The sequence below is a fragment of the Arcobacter sp. s6 genome, assembly GCF_040884245.1.
GTDB lineage: Bacteria > Campylobacterota > Campylobacteria > Campylobacterales > Arcobacteraceae > Aliarcobacter.
The window spans coordinates 13,585-29,453 of sequence record NZ_JBEVTN010000025.1 but is presented as its reverse complement, the minus strand read 5'-3'; the positions used below and the strand labels follow the sequence as shown (position 1 = coordinate 29,453).

Sequence of the window (15,869 nt, the reverse complement as noted above, 5' to 3'; positions counted from 1 at the left end):
TTTGAGCAAATAAAAAAAGATGACTACAGTCAAAATGGAACGGGACTTGGTTTATCAATAACAAAAGAGTTAATCTCTTTAATGGGTGGAAATATATATGTAAAAAGTTTTATTGGAATTGGTAGTGAATTTTATTTTAGTATAGATTACGAGTGTGGAAATGAAAATGAAATAATAAAAGGAAATAATTCTAAAGAATTAATAGGAATTGAGTATCAAAATTTAGAAAAAAGTATATTGGTAGTAGATGATATAAAAGAGAATAGAGATTTAGTTCTACAAATTTTAAGTCAATATGGCTTTAAAATTTACGAAGCTTCAAGTGGATATGAAGCAATAGATATATTAAAAATAGAAAAAATAGATTTTATTTTTATGGATATTTTGATGAATGGTTTAGATGGAATAGAAACAATTAAAATAATAAGAGAGAATAGTAATCAAAAAGATATTCCAATAATTGCAATATCTGCAAATGTATTTGAAGAAGATAAACAAAAAGTTTTAAAAGCAGGTGCAACAGATTTTATTCCAAAACCAGTTGAAGAAAAACAAATACTCTTATCTCTTCAGAAATATTTAAATGTGAAACCTACATATGATGAAATTCTAAATTATAAACAAATAGAACATAAGTTATTTGAAAATATATCAAATGATTTTTTTGAAAAATTAAACTCATTTGCCATACAGATGGATAATATATTAATAGAAAAACTAATAGAAGAGTATGCCCTTGCAGAAAATGATAAAAATTATATTATTGACTTGATTGAAGATTTTGATTATCAACAAATTACAAAAATTTGTGAAATGAAAGAAAAAAAAGAATAATTTCATAAAATTTCTTTGTAAATTTTATAAAAAAGAGTCATTTGAGAGTCATTGTTATTATACAATAAATTTTAAAATCAAAATTAAACATGGGAGAACTCCTAATGAATACTGAAAATGAAGTAGTTATGCCAAAAGATATGATTATTGTTTCTGAAACAGATGAAAAAGGTAATATTATATTTGCAAATGAAGATTTTTGTAAAATTGCTGGATATGATATAAGTGAATTATTAGGAAATCCTCATAATATAGTTAGGCATGAAGATATGCCAAAAGCTGCTTTTGCTGAGTTATGGAAAACTATACAAAATGGAAATGTTTGGAAAGGTATTGTTAAAAATAAAGCAAAAGATGGAAGTTTTTACTGGGTAAGAGCTACTGTTTATCCATCTCAAGATCCTTCTGGAAAATCAAGATATATTTCAGTTAGAATAAAACCAACAAAAAATGAAGTTACTAATGCAATAAAATTGTATTCAACATTAAGTTAAGGATTTAATATGTTTTTTAATAAAAATAAAGATAAAGAAATACTTGATGTGCTCTCTAGTATTGAAGAGTATTTAAAAAATGATATTAATGCGCTACCTGAATTTAATTTTGAATGTAGTGGAACTCAAAAAGATATTAAAAATAAACTAGATAGTATTTGTAAAATTTTGAATCAAAGAAATGACGAAGAATTACAAATTTATGGTGAGTTAATGCTAGTTGCTGAAAAAGTACAAGCAGGAAATTTCAATGATAAAATTCATCATACAAATACATCAAATAGTAAGTTAAACTATATTGCAAATACTATTAACTTACTTGTAGATAATCTTCAAAAAAGTATAAATCTTATTTTAGTTACCTTAGATGAATTTAGCAATTATAATTATATGAAAAAACTAGATGAAAATTCAGTAGAAAATGATTTTAAAGTGTTATTTACAGATATTAATAATCTTAGAAAAACAATTACAACAATGCTTATTGAAAATAAATCTACTGGTTTAGATTTGGATGAAAGTTCGGATATATTACTAAAAAATGTAGATAAATTAAATGTAAGTTCAAATGCAGCCGCCGCTTCTTTAGAAGAAACAGCAGCAGCATTAGAAGAGATAACTTCAAATATTAGAGCAAATACTGAAAATATTGCAAAAATGGCAACTTTTTCAAATAATGTAACAAATTCTGCTTCAAATGGAGAAGGACTAGCTTCACAAACATCAGTTGCTATGGATGAAATAAATACTCAAGTTAATCTAATAAATGAAGCTATAAGCGTAATTGATCAAATTGCATTTCAAACAAATATTCTTTCACTAAATGCAGCAGTAGAAGCAGCAACTGCAGGTGAAGCAGGACGTGGATTTGCAGTTGTTGCAGGAGAAGTTAGAAACCTAGCATCAAGAAGTGCAGAAGCTGCTAAAGAAATAAAAGAAATAGTAGGAAATGCTACTAAAAAAGCAAATGAAGGTAAGGTAATAGCTAGTAATATGATTGATGGATACAGAGATTTAAATGAAAATATTCAACAAACAATTAAATTAATTCAAGAAATCAAAACTACAAGTAATGAGCAACAAAGTGGAATAGAGCAAATTAACAAAGCAATAAACTCTTTAGATATGCAAACGCAGCAAAATGCACAAGTGGCTTCTCAAAGTTACGAAGTGGCAGTAAAAATAGATAAAATTGCTAAACTAATAGTTTCTAATGCCGATGAAAAAGAGTTTGAAGGAAAATAGATAGAATCTATCTATTTCCATTTTTCATAATTTTTCTAAAAAATCAGTAATTATTTTTTTATGGTCAAAAACCAGTTTATCAAGTGGTAATTCATCTAATTTATAAATATAAACTTCTTTAGCATCATCTTTGGCAAGAGGTTCACCATAGGCTTTACAAACATATACCACAGATGCAGTATGAAATCTTGAATCTCTTGCAGGATCTGAGTAAACTCCAAGAAGAGATTCAATAGAAACATCTAAAGAAGTCTCTTCTTTCATTTCACGAACAACAGCATTTTCTACAGTTTCACCAATATCAACAAACCCTCCAGGGATTGCAATACCTAAAGGTATATTTAATCGTTCAATCAAAACTATACCTCTAAAATTTTCTTTTTCATCATATATTTTGATAATACCATCAACTGCTAAAAAAGGTGTTTTTATCATTGTCTCTTCTTTTAATTTTTTTCTTCTAGATTTTCTTTTCTCAATCTTGCTTTTTCATCCATTATTTCTAACTCTTTTTCCGCACTTGTAACAATTTCAGGATCAACTGTAAAGTTAATTCTTGTATCTCTATCCTCGTAATCAACTTTATTCAAAATAGTTTTAATAGCATTATATCTAGCTATAAATTTATCATCACTTCTAATAATAGTCCAAGGAGAGATTTTTGTATTTGTCTCTTTTAGCATTCTATATTTTTTTTGAGTGAACTCATCCCATCTTTCTTGCATTTGTAAATCAATTTCACTTAATTTCCATTGTTTAAGAGGATTCTCTTCTCTTTCATGAAATCTATTTGCCTGTTCTTCTTTAGAAACAGAAAAATATATTTTTAAGAAGTGTATTTTATGGGCAATCACATCTTCTTCAAAACTACTAACTGTACTCATAAAAGTTTCATACTCTTCTTGGCTACAAAAGCCAAAAACAGGCTCTACCATTGCTCTGTTATACCATGATCTATCAAAAATCACTATTTCTCCACCTTTGGGAAAATGTTGAACATATCTTTGGAAATACCATTGAGTTTTTTCTGCGTCTGAGGGCTTTCCTAAAGCAACAACTCTATAGTGTTTTTCATTCATATATCTTGTTAATCTTCTAATTGCTCCACCTTTGCCTGAAGCATCTCTTCCTTCAATTAAAATAATCATTTTTTCATTTTTCTTTTCTAGATGCTCTTGCAATTTAAGTAGTTCTACTTGTAAAGTTCTTAAAGCTTCTTCCTGTGAACGATATAGGTATTTTTTATGTACTTCTTTTAAAAATTCTTCCGATGGTTGATCTTTAAATTTATCTAAAAAATTTTCATAATCTAAAATATCATCAATATCTTTTCCATATAATTTTTCTATTTGCATATAATATTAACCTTTTTATAAAATATATAAGTGTACTAAATTTTTATTTCAAATAAGTTACAATTTAAAATTTAGTATAATACAAAAAATATTAAAGATTTTTTAGGATTTATGAATATAAATATCTTCATTAATTAATTTATATCCTTATAAATATTTAGAAATATCTACTTCATCAATTTGATCTTCCATCAAGAACCTTTTTGCATATTCTTTATACGTACCACTAGTTAGGAATATTTCAAAAATATCTTTATCTATATGTTCATTGTTTCTCATAACAGACATTATTTTTATTGATTCACTTAAAGTTTTTGCTTTTTTATATGGTCTATCTGCTGCTGTTAATGCTTCAAAAATATCTGCAATCGCCATAATTCTTGCAGGTATTGAAATATTTTCTTTTTTTAGTTTTCTTGGATATCCTGTTCCTATCATCGTTTCATGGTGAGAACCTGCATATTCAGGTACATTTTTTAGATTATTTGTAAAAGGTATATTTTCAAGAATTTTTATTGTTGTGATTATATGTTCATTAATTTTAAATCTTTCTTCTGTATTTAAAGTACCTTTTCTTATGCTAAGATTATACAATTCACCTAGATTTCTTTCATATTCTGGAACATCTAATTTAAAGGCAAATTCCTTATATTCTTCCAAATCTATTTCTCTAAGTCTATTAATAATGTGTGCTTTTTTATTTTGAAGTAGATTCTCTAGAACAGGAGAAAAAGTTTCAATATTATCAATTCTAGTTAATTCATCTTGAGATAATCCTAGTCTATCATCAAAGTTTCTTAGCCATTTTAAATTAGCAATTTCTTCTAATCTATCAATACTAGATTGATCCATAAATTCACTACCTATATTGCAATTAGCTATAAATTCAAAATCATCAGTAAGTTTTTGATGATATAATTTTAATTTTTCTTCTAACTTATCTTTATTATCGGGATTTTCTAATAATTGCTGATAGTATTCAATACTTGCATCTCTATGTAAAACTTCAAATCTTGTTCTTATTTCATGAATTCTATTATATATTGTTTCAAGCTTTGTGGCTTTATCAACAACATATTCAGGAGTAACTATTTTCCCACAATCATGTAACCATGCAGCTGTTTTAAACTCTCTCCATTGTTCTTTTGTTGATAAATTAAAATTAATTAGTTCACCACAATTTGATTTATTTGCAGCTTCTGCTAATAATATTGCCAATTCTGGAACTCTTTCACAATGCCCACCTGTATAAGGTGATTTTGAATCTATTGCTTCTGCTAAGATTTTTATAAAAGAATCTATTAGATTAATTTGTCCTTTTTCATACTCTTGAATAGCTTTAGACATATTAATCATTGATGTAGATAAGTTGTGAAATTCATATATATTAGTTTTTACAGGTTTAATATTTTCATATCTATTATTAGCTATTTCATTAGTTAACTTTTCTAATTCATTAATAGGTTTTGTTACAAATTTTTGTAATATATATTGAATAGGGAAATAGATAATAATAATTAGCAATGAAATTAAAACACTATTTACAAGAGTATTTTTAATATCAGCTGTTATAAAATCTTTTTCTACATAAGAAGCTATGTACCAGTTTTGACCACTATTCTTTTCTAATTTTGAAACATAATATATGTAGTTTTTCCCATTTTTATCTTTTAATTCCCCTGTAAATAGGTTTTTTTCTATTTTCTTAAAAGTATCAGAATATAAATTAGAATCTAAATCTTCAAATTTTAATAGTTTATTATCTTTTGTTTTTAAATCAAGATTAAATGAAGTGGCAATTATATTTTTTGATTGATTAAATAAAATTAATTTTCCATTTAAAATAGAAGCTTTTGATTCTAATAATTTTGATATCTTATTTAAAGTAAAATTAGCAGCAGCAACTTTGATTTTTTGATTATATTGATTGAAATCACCAATTGATATAGTAATTCCTAGTTCTTTTGTTGAGTCAAAGATATAGGGTTCTGACCAAAATATTTTAGAATTCTCAACTGCTTTATACCATTCTCTAGTTCTTGCATCATATTTTGATTTATATATTTGTATTGAAGTAGTTAAATAATTTGTATTTTTAAAATACCAAGTCTCTAGATTTCTTTTATCAATATAATTAATACTTCTAAATGCAAGTTCAGGTTCTCTCTTTGATTGCAAAAAGTTTCCATATTCATCTGCTAAGAAAATACTTGCAATATTTTCATTGGATTTTAATTGTTCCCACATTACTTTTTCAATAATATTTTGATTTTCAATAATATTTGTATTATCAGTAATTCTTGATAAAACATTTAATTGTCCAGCAATACTTTCAAGTGAACGCATAATTGTTATTGATATATTGTTTGTTATTTCAGAATTTTGTTTTTCTAACATTTCATAAGATTGATTTAATCCTCTTAAATAAAAATTAGATATTAAAAAAGCTGATAATAAAAATGTAAGTGAGCCAAATAAGACAAAAATACTGACCATAAAGAAATATTTTTTATTTTTCATTTAAGTCCTTATATTTCATATATTCAATTTTAAAATTTTGAAATTCTTCTATTATATTTATATCTGTACTTCCATTATCAAATAATATTTCAGAATTTATAAGATCTTTTTTATCTGGATAAGTTACATTATTTGACACCATTTCCTTGTTAATATATTTTTTAGAAACTGTATTAGAAACTGCATATCCAGTTGTATTTCCAATTTTTGCCAAATTTTTTTCATTAATAATGAAATCAATAAATTTATAGGCTAAATCTTTATTTTTAGAATCTTTTAAAATAACCATTCCATCTGCCCATTTCAAAGCACCTTCTTTGGGGTAAATAAATTCAAAATCTTTAGAATTATCAATTATTAATTTTGCATCTCCGCTAAATGCCATTCCAGCCTTGAATCCATTTGTAATAAAATATGTGCTGGCGTTGGCAGAGCTTATATCTTTTATATTTGGAATTAATTTAATTAATTTTTCATTTGCATTATGTATTTCTTTATTATTTGTGCTATTTGCACTAAATCCTAAAGATTTTAAAGTGATTCCTAGTACATCAGCTGGTTCATTTGATAAAAGAATTGAATTTTTAAATTCATTTCTCCATAAATCACTCCATTTAGTAATAGGTTCTTTTATAAGTTTTTTATTATATATTAATCCTACCGTTCCCCATAAGTAAGGAACAGTATATTCTATTGAGTTTTTAAAATTTGTTTTCAAGAAATCTTGATTAATATTTAAATAATTATTTAATTTTTTTAAATCAATTTTTTCTAATTTATTTAATTTTTCTAATTTCGTTACATAATGTGATGATATAATAACTAAATCATAATAATTATTATTGTCTATTTTTTTGTAAATATTTTCATTTGTATCATGTATATCATAAATTATTTTTATATTATTTTTATATTATTTTCATGTGCAAAGTTTTCTAATACTTTAACATCGATATAATCAATGAAATTAGAGATTTTTAATATTCTTTGTTCTGCAAATAAATAGCTTGTAAGTATAATTATATAAAAAATGTATTTCATGTAACTCCTAATCAGCATAATAATTATTATATCAGATTCTACAAATAATTTGATTATTAATTGATTGAAAAATAATCTATTTATAAAATATTTTACTATTTTTCAAATATTATTAAATTATATTATGTACAAAAAAACATATAAAAGAAATAATCTTAAAATATTTAGAGAATAATATAGACTATTATGTTTACTTTTTATACAAACAATTGTTTTTACTAACACTAAAAACAACACTAAAACAACACTACTATTTTATACTTCTCTCATAGGTTTAAAAGAACTTAAATTAAAAGGAGATTTTATGAAAAGATTATTTGCAAAGGCAATTGTAACTTCAGCACTATTAGGTGAAATGTTAGTTCATGCAGCTGATACTATTAAAGTTGGAGTATTACATTCACTATCTGGGACTATGGCTATTTCTGAGACTACATTAAAAGATACCGTTTTAATGTTAATTGAAGAGCAAAATAAAAAAGGTGGATTATTAGGTAAAAAAATAGAACCAGTAGTTGTGGATCCTGCATCAAATTGGCCATTGTTTGCTGAAAAAATGAGAGGACTTTTAACTAAAGATAAAGTAGATGTTACATTTGGTTGTTGGACATCAGTTTCTAGAAAATCAGTTCTTCCCGTTGTTGAAGAGTTAAATGGTTTATTATTTTACCCTGTTCAATATGAAGGTGAAGAGTCAAGTAAAAATGTATTTTATACAGGTGCTGCGCCTAACCAACAAGCAATTCCTGCAGTTGATTATTTAATGAATGAAATGGGTGTAAAAAGATTTGTCCTAGCTGGAACTGATTATGTTTATCCAAGAACTACAAATAAAATTTTAGAGGCTTATTTAATATCAAAAGGTGTTAAAAAAGAAGATATTATGATTAACTATACTCCATTTGGTCACTCAGATTGGCAATCAATCGTATCTGATGTTAAAAAATTTGGATCAACAGGTGTTAAAACAGCGGTTGTTTCTACAATCAATGGAGATGCAAATGTTCCATTTTATAAAGAGTTAGGAAATCAAGGTATTAAATCAGAAGATATTCCAGTTGTTGCATTCTCTGTTGGTGAAGAAGAATTATCAGGTATTGATACAAAACCACTTGTAGGACATTTAGCTGCGTGGAATTACTTCCAAAGTATTGATGCTCCTGTAAATGCAGATTTTATAAAAACTTGGAAAACATATATTAAAGATGAAAAAAGAGTTACAAATGATCCAATGGAAGCTACTTATATTGGATTTAATTTATGGGTAAAAGCTGTTGAAAAAGCTGGAACTACAAATGTTGATAAAGTAAATGAAGCAATTATTGGTTTAGAAGTTCCAAACTTAACAGGTGGAACTGCAAAAATGCTTAAAAATCACCATATTACAAAACCAGTATTAATTGGAGAAATTCAAGAAGATGGTCAATTTGAAACTGTATGGAGAACAGAAAAAGAAGTTGCAGGTGATGCTTGGTCTGATTTCTTACCAGGATCTAAAGATTTAATTTCAGATTGGACAAAACCAATTAATTGTGGAACATATAACACAGTAACTAAAAAATGTTCAGGAACAAACTAATATATAAAAATATGAGAGACTTTCTCTCATATTTATCTTAAGGAAATATCAAATGAATATTATAAAAATAATACTCCTTAATCTATTAATTATCACATTTTCATATGCTTCTACGTTTGAAGAGCTATCTTCAAAGTTATCGGATAATAGTTTTAAAGTAAAAGAAGAAGTTTTAAATGAGTTAATTGTAAATTATAAAGAAGAAGATAAATTAGAAACTTTATTACAAAATATGTTAGCTGGAAATTTATATTTTAATCCAACTACAAATGAAATTCTAATTTCACAAAATGAAAGTTTTAAAAGTTTATTTACAAATGAAAATATTCAAACACAAGAAGATTTTTCAAAAATAAAAATAAATAATAAATTAAGAAGTGTTATAAAATCAGGACTTGCAAAAATAAATCTTTTTTCAAAAAATCCTGAAAAAAGATTAAAGGCTGCAAAAAATATTCTTGCAAACTTAGAGCAAGAAGATAGCGCATTAGTTGCTGAAGCTTTAGCTAGTGAAAAGAAATCATCAATCAAAGATATTTTATTTGAATGTAATGTTAATTTAAAAGCAAAATTTTCAACAGGGCATGAGCAAATAGAAGCAGTAACAAAATTAGGTGATTTTTTATCAGCAAAATCTTTAGAAACTTTAACAGCATTATCAGAATCAACAGGTGATGAAGAGTTAAAAAAAGTTGCAGTTAAATCAATAAAACAGATAGAAGCAAGTAAATCTTTTTATGCTTTTGTGGAAACTGCATTTTTTGGTTTATCACAAGGTTCAGTTTTATTACTAGCAGCCATTGGTTTAGCAATTACTTTTGGTGTTATGAAAGTTATTAATATGGCACATGGTGAGTTAATAATGATTGGAGCTTATACAACTTATACAATCCAACAGTTAATGCCAAACTTAATAGAGTATTCAATAATCATTGCAATTCCAGCAGCATTTATAGTAAGTGGAATTGTTGGAATTTTAATAGAAAGATTGGTTATTAGACATTTATATGGAAGACCACTTGAAACATTACTTGCAACTTTTGGGGTGAGTTTAGTTTTACAACAAATTGTAAGAACAGTTTATTCACCTTTAAATCAAGAGGTAAAAACACCATCTTGGATGAGTGGAGCTTTAGAAGTAAATCCTGCATTATTTTTAACTTACAATAGATTATATATTGTGATTTTTTCTTTGATAGTATTTTTTGCTATTTTATATGTGATGAAGAAAACATCATTAGGATTAAAAGTAAGAGCTGTTTCTCAAAACAGACCAATCGCACGAGCTATGGGAATAAAATCAAGTTTCATAGATGCTGCAACTTTTGGTATAGGTTCAGGAATAGCAGGAGTTGCAGGTGTTGCACTTTCTCAGCTTACAAATGTTGGGCCAAATCTTGGACAAGCTTATATCGTAGATTCATTTATGGTTGTTGTATTTGGTGGAGTTGGAAATTTATGGGGAACACTAATAGCTGCATTCAGTTTAGGTGAGATTAATAAATTTATTGAACCTCTAGCAGGTGCTGTTTTAGCAAAAGTAATAATATTGGTATTTATCATTTTATTTATACAAAAAAGACCTAGAGGATTATTTCCTCAAAAGGGTCGAGATGCACAGGATTAAAATATGAAAAATAAATCTTTAGTATTAAAAGTTTTAGAAAATGACAAGGGTGGTAAAATAGTTTTATCTACTCTTGCAGTTATAGTGTTTGTTGTTTCATTTTGCAATTTAGTAGTTCCTGCTGACTCTATTTTTTATGTTTCAACATTTACTGTTACGATTTTAGGAAAATATTTAGCCTTTGCTCTTTTAGCTTTAGCCTTAGATTTAGTTTGGGGATATTTAGGGGTATTAAGTTTAGGTCATGGAGCATTTTTTGCTCTTGGTGGATATGGTTTAGCTATGTACTTAATGAGACAAATCGGAGATAGAGGAGTTTATGGAAATCCTGAACTTCCAGATTTTATGGTATTTATGAACTTAAAAGAGTTGCCTTGGTTTTGGGGAGGTTTTGATAATCCATTGTTTGCTTTTTTGATGGTGATGTTTGTTCCTGCACTTTTAGCTTTTGTATTTGGATGGTTTGCATTTAAATCAAGGGTTACAGGAGTTTATTTATCTATTATAACTCAAGCTTTAACTTATGCTTTAATGCTAGCATTTTTTAGAAATGATATGGGTTTTGGTGGAAACAATGGTCTTACAGATTTTAAAGACATTTTAGGATTTGATTTATCAGCTGATATTACAAGAGTAGGGCTTTTAATAATCACTTTTTTATCTTTAACTTTAGGATATTTGATTTGTAGATTTATTATAAATTCAAAGTTAGGTCGAGTTGTAATTTCTATTCGAGATGCTGAAAGTAGAGTTAGATTTTTAGGTTATAAAGTTGAACAATATAAACTATTCATTTTTGTAGTCTCTGCTATTCTAGCAGCAATTGCAGGAGCTTTATATGTGCCTCAAGTAGGAATCATAAATCCAGGTGTATTTTCACCACTATTTTCAATTGAACTTGTAATTTGGGTTGCAATTGGAGGACGAGGGACATTATATGGAGCGATTATTGGAGCTATTCTTGTAAGCTTTGCAAGTACATATTTCACTTCTGCACTTCCTGAAGTTTGGTTATATGCTCTTGGAGGATTGTTTGTGCTTGTAACTTTATATTTGCCTGCTGGTGTTGTGGGGCTTATTAGTAAACTAACTGGGAAAATGAAAAAGGCTTAAAAATGGAAAGATTAAAAAGAGAAAATGAAACTGATATAGGGGATCTAAAAATTGGAAGTAGAATACTTCTTGTAGATGGCGTAAGTGTTAGTTTTGATGGATTTAAGGCTTTAAATAATCTTAGTTTTTCTATAAATTATGGTGAGTTAAGATGTATTATTGGAGCAAATGGTGCTGGAAAATCAACTATGATGGATGTGGTAACTGGAAAAACTAAGCCAGATTCAGGGTCTGTAATTTTTGGACATTCAGTTGATTTATTAACAATGGATGAACCAAGTATCGCTGAAATTGGTGTTGGAAGAAAATTCCAAAAACCAACAGTTTTTCAAAATCATACGGTTTTTGAGAATCTAGAGCTTGCTATGAAAGATGATAAAAGGTTTTTCAAAACACTTTTTTCAAAATTAAGATCTGAGCAAAAAGATAAAATTGAAGAAACCATGAAACTAATAGGTTTAAAAGAGCTTTACAATATGGAAGCAGGAATTTTATCTCATGGTCAAAAACAGTGGTTAGAAATAGGAATGTTAATTATGCAAGAGCCAAAACTACTACTTGTAGATGAACCAGTTGCAGGAATGACACCTCAGGAAGTTGAAAAAACAGCAGAAATTTTGACAAACCTAGCAAAAGAAAATGCAGTAGTAGTTGTGGAACATGATATGGAATTTATAAGAAGTATCGCTAAAAAAGTAACAGTTTTACATGAAGGTTCTGTTTTAGCAGAAGGTTCAATGGACACCATACAAAACAACGAGAAAGTTCGAAAAGTATACTTAGGAGAGTAAAAATCCAAATAACACAACTATTACAGCGTTGAAGATTTTTGATTTACTTGGAGTAAACCTTCAAGTCTTTACCTTGTACTAGCTGCATTCTTTGAATTTTTTTGTAATTGAAGGAAAACAAATGATAAAAATAGAAAAAATAAACCAATTTTACGGACAAAGCCATACTTTATGGGATTTGGATTTAGAGATAAAAAAAGGTAGATGCACTTGTCTTATGGGAAGAAATGGAGTTGGAAAAACAACTCTAAGTAAAGTAATAATGGGATTACTTCCTATTAAAGATGGACAAATTATTTATGATGGGCAAGATATTTCAAAACTAGCTGACCACAAAAGAGCAAGTATCGCAATAGGTTATGTTCCACAAGGAAGAGAGATATTTTCACAACTAACAGTTTTGGAAAATCTACAAATTGGTGTTTTAGCAAATAGAAATAAAATCACAAAAGTTCCAGATAAAATTTATGATTTATTTCCAGTTCTAAAAGATATGCAAAAAAGAAAAGGTGGAGATTTATCAGGAGGTCAACAACAACAATTAGCAATCGCAAGAGCCTTATGTATAGACCCAAAATTTCTAATCCTAGATGAGCCAAGTGAAGGAATCCAACCAAATATCGTAGCTCAAATTGGAGAAGTTATAGACTATCTCACAAAAGAAGAAAATATAACAGTAATGTTAGTAGAGCAAAAACTTCCATTTGCTAGACGTCATGGAGATGATTTTTATGTACTAGATAGGGGAAGTGTTGTTGCAAATGGTGAGATAGGGCAACTTAGTGATGAGATTATTAAGAAGTATATGTCAGTTTAGATTTATTTTGTAAAAAGAATATATCACATATTGCTAAAATAGAATTATCTATTAAAGAAGCTTTAAAAATAGTTTTTTTAATAGATTCTATTATGTCTCCCGTTTCTTTAATATTTTTAATAAAGTATGCATTAAATAAATCTATGTTATCTGTAGGTCCAATATTAAAAAATACTTTATCTTCATCTATTAGTTCTATCTGAAGTGTACTTTCTTCTGAATTATTCTTTTGTCAAATAAAAAATTGATTAGAATTATTAATTCCAATTTAAATAAATATTGACAAATGCAAGAAGATGATAGTGAATTTAATGAAGATATTGAATGGTAGAGTATAAAATACTTTATAGCACATTAGCTCAAAAAGATGCTAAAAAACTATCTGCTGCAAACTTACAAAATAAAGCTAAAGAACTTATCAAAACTATAAAAAAAGACCTATTTCAAAATTCTCCACCATATGAAAAGTTAGTCGGTAATCTAAGTGGTGCATATTCAAGAAGAATAAATATTCAACTCCCTTTTATTTAATAAATCAAAATCAATACTCTAAAATATGCATACTAAATATACAAGTGAAGAAAAAATAATCTATTCTTTTTTTGTTAAACTATTATCAATCAATTAGCAAAAAAAAATTTAGGGAAATTATGAGTATAAAGTTCGGTTTTAAAGATGATATATTTTCTTTGGATAGTTTAAAACTTCCATCAAGACACTATTATTTCAATGATAGTGAAAACTATATAAAGTTGTTAAACATAGGTGAAGGAATTTTTCCAAAAGATAAAATCAGATTAAATATTTCTTTAGATAATTCAAACCTAATACTAACTACAGAATCAGCTACAAAGATATATCCATCAAAAAAAGAGTTTGGTATAAATAAAATAGATATCAAACTTGAAAATAACTCAAATTTTGAGTTTATAAATGACGAATTGATTTTATATAAAGACTCAAAATACATTCAACTTTTCAAACTAAATTTTGATAAAAGCTCAACGTTTTTTTACACTGATATTTTAAGCCGTGGAAGAAGTTATGAAAATTTTGACTTTACAAATATGCTTATAAAAAATTCTTTTTGTGAAAATATGCATTTAGAATATATAGAAAAATTCGATGTAAAAGGTAATGAATTAAAAGATTATATTACAAGAAAAAATAGTGTTAATTTTATCTTTGCAAAGATTTATATAAAAACAAAGAACAATGAAGAATTCATAACGAAGCTTCAAAAAAGTGGTTTTATCTCTTTTACTTTTAGTAAAAATAAAAAAATCATAATAGGTGTAATAAGCTCAGATAATATGTCAGATTTAAAAATAAAGATTATGAGTATTTGGGCAAGATATAGAGAAAATATTTCTAAAAAAGAGTTTTCTTTAGGAAAACAGTAAAAAGAAATCAATACAATTACATAAAATAATAATATAGGAAAATAAATGCAAGAATTAGTAGGCTCTTTAGCTGCTTTTTTAACTACTGTGGCTTTTGTTCCACAAGCTTACAAGATTTATAAAACAAATCAAACAAAAGATTTATCATTATCTTTGTTTTTAATTTTTAGTTCAGGTGTTTTTATGTGGCTTATTTATGGAATTATGATAAAAGATTTTCCAATTATGATAGCAAATACTATTACATTATTTTTATCATTGTATATTTTATATAAAAAAATCTCTATTGATAAGATAGAAAAAAGTATATAATTTTTACAAAGTAAGTTACAAAATATAATAAATATACAATTATAGAAGAAAGGGGATATATGTTCTTAACAAATCGTGAGCAAGAAAAACTAATGCTCTACACAGCAGCACAGCTTGCAAATGAGCGAAAAAATAGAGGTTTAAAACTAAATTTTCCAGAAGCAACAGCAATTATTAGTTCATATATAATTGAAGGTGCTAGAGATGGAAAGAGTGTTGCACAGCTTATGGTTGATGCTACAAAAGTTTTAAAAGAAGATGAAGTTATGGATGGAATTGCATCTATGATGCATATGGTTCAAGTTGAAGCTACTTTTGATGATGGAACTAAGCTTGTAACTGTTCATAATCCAATACCTTATAAAAACAGTACTGAATTGCCAGGTGCTTATTTAATAGATGAAGGTGAGATTGAATTAAATGCAGGTAAAGAAATTTTAACTATAGAAGTTGAAAACAAAGGTGATAGACCTGTTCAAGTAGGTTCTCATTATCATTTCTTTGAAGTAAATAGTTCTTTATTTTTTGATAGGGTAAGTGCCTATGGAAAAAGATTAGATGTGGCTGCTGGAACTTCTGTACGATTTGAACCTGGATCTAAAAAAAGTATAAATCTTATAGATTTTAGTGGAAGAAGATATATAAGTGGATTTAATGCTTTGGTTGAAGGCTTTTTAGATGATGTTAATACAAAAGCTAAAGCAATGCAAAATCTAAATAAGTTTTTAGGAGTATAAA

At 26.8% G+C, this 15,869-nt stretch carries 17 protein-coding genes; 12 read left to right on the top strand and 5 right to left on the bottom strand.

All coding sequences use genetic code 11. From position 1 onward, the window contains the following. From ABVS04_RS14500 to ABVS04_RS14490, 3 genes are all read left to right on the top strand, one after another. Positions 1–834, top strand: an 834-nt coding sequence (locus ABVS04_RS14500; protein ID WP_368031489.1) for a response regulator, incomplete at its 5' end; no start/stop codon positions are given. Between the two features lie 104 nt (positions 835–938). Next, positions 939–1,328: a PAS domain-containing protein gene (locus ABVS04_RS14495; RefSeq protein WP_368031488.1), complete on the top strand. Its 390-nt coding sequence runs from the start codon at positions 939–941 to the stop codon at positions 1,326–1,328. A 9-nt stretch (positions 1,329–1,337) separates the two neighbouring features. Continuing rightward, positions 1,338–2,573, top strand: coding sequence for a methyl-accepting chemotaxis protein (locus ABVS04_RS14490; RefSeq protein ID WP_368031487.1), 1,236 nt, complete (start codon positions 1,338–1,340; stop codon positions 2,571–2,573). Between the two features lie 24 nt (positions 2,574–2,597). On the opposite strand, the gene ABVS04_RS14485 is transcribed toward ABVS04_RS14490, so the two are convergent. From ABVS04_RS14485 to ABVS04_RS14465, 5 genes are all read right to left on the bottom strand, one after another. Beyond that, positions 2,598–3,008, bottom strand: a complete 411-nt coding sequence (locus tag ABVS04_RS14485) for an NUDIX domain-containing protein (protein ID WP_368031486.1) — start codon at positions 3,006–3,008, stop codon at positions 2,598–2,600. 11 nt (positions 3,009–3,019) lie between these two features. Then, positions 3,020–3,928 carry a polyphosphate kinase 2 gene (gene ppk2 / locus ABVS04_RS14480; RefSeq protein WP_368031485.1) on the bottom strand — a complete coding sequence of 303 codons (909 nt, stop codon included), beginning with the start codon at positions 3,926–3,928 and terminating at the stop codon, positions 3,020–3,022. A 147-nt stretch (positions 3,929–4,075) separates the two neighbouring features. Next, positions 4,076–6,448, bottom strand: coding sequence for an HD domain-containing phosphohydrolase (locus tag ABVS04_RS14475; RefSeq protein ID WP_368031484.1), 2,373 nt, complete (start codon positions 6,446–6,448; stop codon positions 4,076–4,078). After that, entirely contained in the window at positions 6,438–7,331 is an 894-nt protein-coding gene (locus ABVS04_RS14470; RefSeq protein ID WP_368031490.1) for a PotD/PotF family extracellular solute-binding protein, read from the bottom strand. The genes ABVS04_RS14475 and ABVS04_RS14470 overlap by 11 nt, the downstream gene beginning before the upstream one ends. A 14-nt stretch (positions 7,332–7,345) precedes the next feature. Further along, positions 7,346–7,489, bottom strand: a complete 144-nt coding sequence (locus tag ABVS04_RS14465; RefSeq protein WP_368031483.1) for a hypothetical protein — start codon at positions 7,487–7,489, stop codon at positions 7,346–7,348. A gap of 304 nt (positions 7,490–7,793) precedes the next feature. Between ABVS04_RS14465 and urtA the strand changes: the two genes are divergently transcribed. From urtA to ABVS04_RS14420, 9 genes are all read left to right on the top strand, one after another. Beyond that, positions 7,794–9,068 (top strand): urea ABC transporter substrate-binding protein, encoded by a 1,275-nt coding sequence (gene urtA, locus ABVS04_RS14460; RefSeq protein WP_368031482.1) that lies wholly within the window; start codon positions 7,794–7,796, stop codon positions 9,066–9,068. A gap of 52 nt (positions 9,069–9,120) precedes the next feature. Then, the gene (urtB, locus tag ABVS04_RS14455) at positions 9,121–10,695 is read left to right on the top strand and encodes an urea ABC transporter permease subunit UrtB (protein ID WP_368031481.1); all 1,575 of its coding nucleotides are present in this window, start codon (positions 9,121–9,123) and stop codon (positions 10,693–10,695) included. Between the two features lie 3 nt (positions 10,696–10,698). Further along, complete coding sequence (urtC, locus tag ABVS04_RS14450) at positions 10,699–11,808, top strand: urea ABC transporter permease subunit UrtC (RefSeq protein ID WP_368031480.1); 1,110 nt, start codon at positions 10,699–10,701, stop codon at positions 11,806–11,808. 2 nt (positions 11,809–11,810) lie between these two features. After that, positions 11,811–12,599: an urea ABC transporter ATP-binding protein UrtD gene (urtD, locus tag ABVS04_RS14445; RefSeq protein WP_368031479.1), complete on the top strand. Its 789-nt coding sequence runs from the start codon at positions 11,811–11,813 to the stop codon at positions 12,597–12,599. A gap of 121 nt (positions 12,600–12,720) precedes the next feature. Continuing rightward, positions 12,721–13,416: an urea ABC transporter ATP-binding subunit UrtE gene (gene urtE, locus ABVS04_RS14440; RefSeq protein WP_368031478.1), complete on the top strand. Its 696-nt coding sequence runs from the start codon at positions 12,721–12,723 to the stop codon at positions 13,414–13,416. Positions 13,417–13,740: 324 nt separating this feature from the next. Beyond that, positions 13,741–13,947: a Txe/YoeB family addiction module toxin gene (locus ABVS04_RS14435; protein WP_368031477.1), complete on the top strand. Its 207-nt coding sequence runs from the start codon at positions 13,741–13,743 to the stop codon at positions 13,945–13,947. Positions 13,948–14,066: 119 nt separating this feature from the next. Then, complete coding sequence (locus ABVS04_RS14430) at positions 14,067–14,819, top strand: urease accessory protein UreD (protein WP_368031476.1); 753 nt, start codon at positions 14,067–14,069, stop codon at positions 14,817–14,819. 45 nt (positions 14,820–14,864) lie between these two features. Then, entirely contained in the window at positions 14,865–15,131 is a 267-nt protein-coding gene (locus ABVS04_RS14425; RefSeq protein ID WP_368031475.1) for a SemiSWEET family sugar transporter, read from the top strand. 59 nt (positions 15,132–15,190) lie between these two features. Then, on the top strand, positions 15,191–15,868 hold the full coding sequence (locus ABVS04_RS14420) for an urease subunit gamma (protein WP_368031474.1): 678 nt from the start codon (positions 15,191–15,193) through the stop codon (positions 15,866–15,868). The last annotated feature ends 1 nt before the right edge of the window (position 15,869 follow it).